The 6,409-nt window shown below is 59.9% G+C and carries 4 protein-coding genes; all 4 read right to left on the minus strand.

The features are described 5' to 3' along the window. Positions 1-3 precede the first annotated feature (3 nt). Positions 4-633, minus strand: coding sequence for a hypothetical protein (locus tag FPT12_RS18900; RefSeq protein WP_145018425.1), 630 nt, complete (start codon positions 631-633; stop codon positions 4-6). A gap of 5 nt (positions 634-638) precedes the next feature. After that, positions 639-5,045: an RHS repeat-associated core domain-containing protein gene (locus tag FPT12_RS18905; protein ID WP_145018428.1), complete on the minus strand. Its 4,407-nt coding sequence runs from the start codon at positions 5,043-5,045 to the stop codon at positions 639-641. A gap of 12 nt (positions 5,046-5,057) precedes the next feature. Next, a complete protein-coding gene (locus FPT12_RS18910; protein ID WP_145018431.1) occupies positions 5,058-5,492 on the minus strand; it encodes a DcrB-related protein in 435 nt (144 codons plus the stop codon). An 18-nt stretch (positions 5,493-5,510) separates the two neighbouring features. Beyond that, a partial coding sequence (gene tssI / locus FPT12_RS18915; protein WP_145018434.1) for a type VI secretion system tip protein TssI/VgrG occupies positions 5,511-6,409 on the minus strand: 899 nt, incomplete at its 5' end.

Genomic DNA, 6,409 nt, shown 5'->3' on the forward strand with positions numbered 1-6,409 from the left:
GGGCTACTTGTTACCTATCCTAAGAATTTTATTTGCCAAAGCTAGATCAAATTGTTTGTTTCCAAATATTGATTTGGTTGCAAGGACTTTTTTGAAGACGTCTGAGTCCAGGCTCAGGTCATTTTTTTGCGCTGCAAATAATGCAGTTAGAAAGGGGTATGCATAGTTGTCAGGTTCAGCTAATACGTCATCAATTAATGAGGGCGTACCAAGGATGCCGTTCTCTGCCTTTGATAAGTAAAATTTTATCAGTCGTTCGTTTATTTTTTTGACTGTTGCGCTTATTTCATCAGGCGATGGGGTTCTAATGATGCCGCCCAGCTCGTCACCAAACTGTTTTGTTTCTTCCGATAATGAACTTTTCGACAAAAAAGATGAGTTCAACAGTCGGCTCTGATAGGGCGGTGATTTGTTTATGCAGAAGCTAAATGCCTCGCATGTATAAATCTCCAGGCCCGCATAGTAGCCGTCGGCCTTGGTCAAGTGTTGTATGTAAATCTCCCCGAGCTTTTCCTTGGAGGAAAGTAGGCCAAGTTTGTTTTTGCTTGCTTTCAGGTCCAAGTGGGACGACGTTATCTTTTTTAGCTCCGCCAGTAATTCCACTTCCAAGCTTTTACGAATTTCTATGCTCATTATGTTCACTTGTAGATTAAGAGATTGAAGGTTGCGTTGTGCTGTGTGCCTTTCCCACCCAGCGGCACCCCCGGCTTTCCTTTGGTATCAACCTTGAAGGTACCCTGCGTGCCGGCTGAAGGTTTTATCGTGCCTCCCCCCAAATGTTGTGTGGTGTTGGCCGGCTTAGTCATGTCGAAGACTTTGGAGTCGGTTTGGTTAGGGGTCAACTTCCCGGTGCCGTGCTTCACTTCAAATACGTGCAGTTTTCCGTTTCGGTCTTTGGCCACGAAGTCAGCCCGAATACGTTTCCCATTGACCTTCATGGTGACTTCTTCAGCGACGACCTTAAACCCATTTCGCTTAAGGTCATGGATCGCCTTGGTTCGGCCTTTATTGCCACTGACTGCGCTTTTGCATGCCCATCCCCATGGGTCCATCCACGTCAGAGGGTTTGGCGCATATTGATAGAGATTGATTCCCCCCGCCAACCCAATCGGATCCGGCGTCGTAAACCGCCCCACATCCGGATCATAAAACCTGAACGTATTGAAATGCAGCCCCGTCTCCCGGTCCAGGTACTGCCCCTGAAACCGCAGGTTCTGCTCTTCAATGTAGTACGGCTCGCGCACCTCTTCTAACGTGTTGCCCCACACCCGATAAGTCGCCTGCCAGACGTTGTGGCCGTCCGCCTCGGTGAGCTGTTCCGGCAGGCCGTTGAGGTCGTTGTGGTAGTAGCGGATTTTTTGCAGCGGGCCGGTGCCGTCGACGCGGGCCAGGGGTTCGTAGCCTTCGTCTTCGTAGAGGTAGAGGCTGGTCTGCTGATGGCGATGCTCCTGCAACAGGCGCAGGCCGTCCCAGGTGAAGCGGGTTTCGCCCAGCGGGTAGCCGTGGGTGTCGTGCTCGGTTTTTTCAATGCGTCGGCCCAGCGGGTCGTAGGTCATCCTGACCACGCTGCCGTTTTCGTTGCGCACTTCAATCAACCGGCTTTCGGCGTCGTAGGCAAAGCGTTGCAAGCCCCGTTTAGCGCTGCGTTTTTCGATCAGCCGGCCAAAGGTGTCGTAGCGGTAACGCTTGTCCTGATAGGTCAGCAGTTTGTTGTGCACCACCAGCCCGGCACCGGGTTGCGGGGCGTCCAGCAGGTTGGCGGCGGCGTCGTAGGCGAAGGTTTCGCGCTGGCCGTGCAGGCTGTCCTGGCTGGCGATGATGCGGCCGGTGGCGTCGTAGTGCAGCAGTTGGCGGTGTTGTGCGGCCGGTTGCTGGTCGAGTTTGCCGATCAGGTTGTCGGCGGGGTCGTACTCAAAGTGCTTTTGCACGGCCGCCGGCATCAGCGATGGCTGGCTGCTGTGGCGGCGTTGGCGTGAGCGTAAACGCCCGCTGCGGTCGTATTTGCTGCGAGTGCTGATCTGGCCCTGGGTGCGCAGCACTTCGCGGTGCAGGCGGTCACGTTCGAAATCGCTGATGACCTGGCCGTCGAGGTTGATCTGGTGCAGGTGGCCGCTGCCGTAGTACAGGCGATTGAGCCAGCGCCCGTCGGGCAGTTGGGTCTGGATCAGGTTGCCGAGTTCGTCGTAGTGGTGCTGCAGGTTGCCGGCCGTGCTTTGTTCTTTGAGCAATTGGCCGAGGGCATCGTAGGCGAAGCTCAGGGCTTGGACGTTGCCCTGGTGGTCGGTGAAAGTGACGGCGGTGAGCTGGTCCAGCGGGTCGTAGCTGTAGTCGGTGCGGCCATCGTCGGTGACTTTGGCGATCAGCCGGCCAACGGCGTCGCGTTCCAGGCGATGAACGATGGGGGCCGGCGGTGCTTCGGGGACGACGGCCAGGCCATTACCGTAAGGCGCCGGAATCGCCGTGACCGCCGCGACGTTATCCAGCAGATCATAGGTGTAGCGCTTGGCGCTACCGTCGAGGTCTTGTTGTTCGGTCAGCCGGTCTCCAGCATCCCAGGCGAACCGATAACTTTCACCGTTCTCATTGGTCAGCGCTTGCAGTCGCCCGTAGCTGTCGTACCCGAACTGCACCTGCCGGCCATGGGCGTCGGTGCGCTGACGCACCTGGCCGCGACGGTTATGTTGATACAGGGTGGTATGCCCGGCCGGGTCGGTGTAGCCGGTCAACTGGCCGCTGACGTCGCGCTGATACTGCTCGGTGCGGCCGTCCGGCAACTGGCTGCTGATCAACCGCCCCTGGGCGTCGTAGCTGAATTGGGTGCGTTCGCCGAGGGCATCGGTGATGACTTGCAGATAGCCCCGGTTGTCATAGCTGAACCGCGTCGGATAACCCGAGCAATCGATGTGTTCGACCAGTTGACCGAACGGGTTCCAGCGCAGTTTTTTGCTTTTGCCGGCGGCGTCGATGATCTCGACGACCTGGCCGTGGGTGTCGTAGCGGTAGCGGGTGATGTGGCCCAGCGGATCGGTTTCGGCGATGCAGTTGCCGCGCTGATCGTAGCGATATTGCCAGCTGTTACTGGCGGCATCGGTTTCCACCAGCGGCAAGGCCCAGTGTTCCAGCCATAGGGTCGAGTCACTGCGGCCCAGCGGGTCGGTTTCACCGATCAGGTTGCCGGCGTCGTCGTAGCTGTATTCGTAGCGCCCGCCCAGTGGGTCGGTGGCGCTGAGCAATTGGCGCTCGTCGTTCCACTCGAACTGCCAGGCCTGGCCGAGGTTGTCGGTGTATTCGGTGATTTGGTGCTGGGTGTTCCAGCGCCGTGTACTGATGCGCTGCGAGCCATCGGTGATGCGCGTGACACCGGCGACGAGGTCATAGTCGAACTGATAGGCGTCGCCTTCGTCGGTCCAGTGCTGGACCACGCGCCATTCAAGGTCTTCAACCAACGCCCATTCATAGAAACAACGCAGCCCCGTAGGCAACTGATGCTCGACCATCCGCCGACCGGCGTCGTAGGCGAAGCGCCGTTGCACCTGGCCGGTGGCGTCGCGCACTTCGGCCAGATCGCCCATTGCGTCGTAGCCGTAGCTGACGAGCACTTCGCGGTGTTGGTTGGGGTAGAGCCGTTCCACCCGAGCCACGCGACCGCCTTCATGAATCAGCTCGACCTGCACCAGATCGAAGGTGTCCCGCAGCCGAACAAGCTGCCCGCCGTCGTCATAGTCGAGGTAGATGCGGTTGTCGTTGCGGTCGCCCAATTGATCGAGGCGCAGCAGCGCCGTATTGCCCGGCGTTGGATTGAACAAGCGGTACATGCCGTCATCGCTTTCAATCAACAACTGCCCATTAACGTGCCGTCGAACGCTCAGCCCTTCACCGGCACTGAACACCGCGCCGCCCAAGGGGATCGAACCCATGTCGATACGCCGGGCCTGCTCATCGGTGTAGACCAGCGTTTCCCCGCCCTCCGGGTGAGGCAGGATTTCCACGCACACCTCGTAGGACACGCTCCAGCCCGTGCCAAACAAGCCGTCGCAGCGCTCGTCACGGCTGTTGTAGAAGCGCTGCCAATCGATCGGCAAGACACCGGGCAGCACGAAGTCCAGCTCATCGTCGCTCCCCAGCACCTTGGCCCCGGTCGCGGCATGCACCGGGTTCGCCGAGCCCATGGCGGCGTTGGCCATGGCGCTCATGGCGCTGCTGACGGCCATCGACGTCGCGCCGCCGATCAGCATGCACGGCAGTTTGCTGAAGAATTTGCCTTTGCCGCCCTTGAGCATCAGCAACGCGGTGACCGCCAGCCCTACGCCCGGGGTCTTGCCGCTGCGGATCTCGCGCACCACCACCGAGCCGCCACCAATGGTGACGTTGGGTGAGATCAGCCCGGAACTCACCACCTTGGCGTCGCAGGTGGTGCGGTCGCCACTGCGCACAGCCGGTTGGCCGTTGATGGTGACTTTGTCCGAGCCCTCGGCCAGAAACTGCGGCGGCATCGGCGGATGCTTCATGCAGGTGACCAGGTCCAGCGGCTTGGGCACCGCGCCGGGCGCCGGGGTGGCGACAGTGGGGCGCCACATCTGGGAGAAGAAGCTCTCGGCCATGTCCAGATAGCTGGGCTCGGCTTCGGGCTCGGGTGCCTCCAGTTCGGTACCGGCCGGCGCGACATGGGACGGGATCGCCCCGGCGGCCCGGGCGGCGGGAATGTTGTTGGTGAGGGTGTTGGTGGAACCGGTGAGAATCGTCGCCTGTACCGTGGGTGGGAACAGCGAATTGCTGAAGCTCTCGCACAGGTTGCTCAAGCCTTTGTCGGCCCCGGTCTTGCTCATGGCGAGACCGACCACCGTACCCACCACCGCGCCGAGCAGGAAGCAACCGAGCCCGCCGGTGACGACGGTGATGCCGGTGGCCGCCACCACGGCGGCGGTGGCCAGCGCGGTAATCGCAATGTTGGCCGCCACCTCAAGCACGCCGCCAAGAATGTCGGCCATCATCGAGGTGTGGTCGAGTGCATCGCCCAGCCGGGCGGCCCAAAGTGCGTCAGACATGCAGGGTACTCATCAGGCCGGAACGTCGAACAACAGCGAGCTCTTGATGGTCGCCCAATGCGCGGCTTCGGCATCGCCGAGTTTTTCCGCCTTCACGTAGCTCAGGGCGAGCATTTTGCGGGTGCCGGGCAACACCAGCGCCAATTGGTACTGGAAGACTTTGTCGTTGCCCTTGTTGAACTGGCTGCGCAACTCGATGCCTTCGACTTCCTGGTTGGCACCCAGGCGCACGGCGACGCCCGGTTGAAAACGCAAGTCTTGCACTTGTTTTTCCAGGCGTTTGAGCTGGTCGTCGAAGTTGCTTTGCAGGGTTTCGCCCTCGGCCAGCAAGCTGCGGCTGACGATCAGCGAAGTGCCCAGTTCGGCGAACTTGAGGATGTTGATCGTCGCGTCTTGCAGCTCGCCTGCCGGCAGTTGGAACTGGAATTCATTGATGCGATAAGTCATGGCGCCTAAATCTCGTGGTTAACCCTTGGGCTTGGGGAATGCGGCATTGATATTGGCGTCGATGCTCGCCTTGACGCCCTGGCCATCAGGCGTGGCGCCAGCGCCGCCGCCGTTGTTCAGGTGCAGCACGCCGCCGGTGTTGAACTCGGCATCACCGCTGGCATAGAAGCTGATTTGCACGCCGGTCAGGTTGATCTGGCCGCTGGCATTGAGCTCCAGGATGCTTTCACCACAGACCAACCGCAGGTTCTCGCCCACTTCAATGACGTAGCTCTGGCTGATGCTGTCGGTCTTGCGCTGGCCCACCGACAGAATGTCTTCCTGCTTGACGATGCGCAGACGGTTGTTGCCGATGGTCACCGTCTCGTTATGCCCGATGCTCTTGTTGCGGTCGTGGCCCACCAAGTGGCTTTCATCGACCTCGACCACGATGTCCTGATTGCGCTCGGCATGGATGTACAACTGCTCGGCGCCTTTTTTGTCTTCCATGCGGATTTCGTTGAAATTCGCCGGTGTACCACCCTTGCTCGAACGGCTTTTCATGCCGCTCTGGGTGGCGTTTTCGGGCAGGTCGTAGGGCACGGTCTGTTCGGCGTTGTAGACGCGACCGGTGATGATCGGCCGGTCCGGGTCGCCTTCGAGGAAGCTGACGATCACTTCCTGGCCGATCCGTGGGATCTGCATCGAGCCCCAGTTTTTACCGGCCCAGGACTGTGACACGCGAATCCAGCACGAGCTGTTTTCGTTGGACTGATCATGCCGGTCCCAATAGAAATGCACCTTCACCCGGCCAAACTGATCGGTCCAGATTTCCTCGCCTTTGGGGCCCACCACCAACGCGGTCTGCGGGCCTTTGACGATGGGGCGGTGGGTGTTGGGCAGCGGGCGGTAGCTTTGTTGGGCGTCGATGCAGGTCA

Source organism: Pseudomonas sp. H3(2019), from assembly GCF_007713465.1.
Lineage (GTDB): Bacteria > Pseudomonadota > Gammaproteobacteria > Pseudomonadales > Pseudomonadaceae > Aquipseudomonas.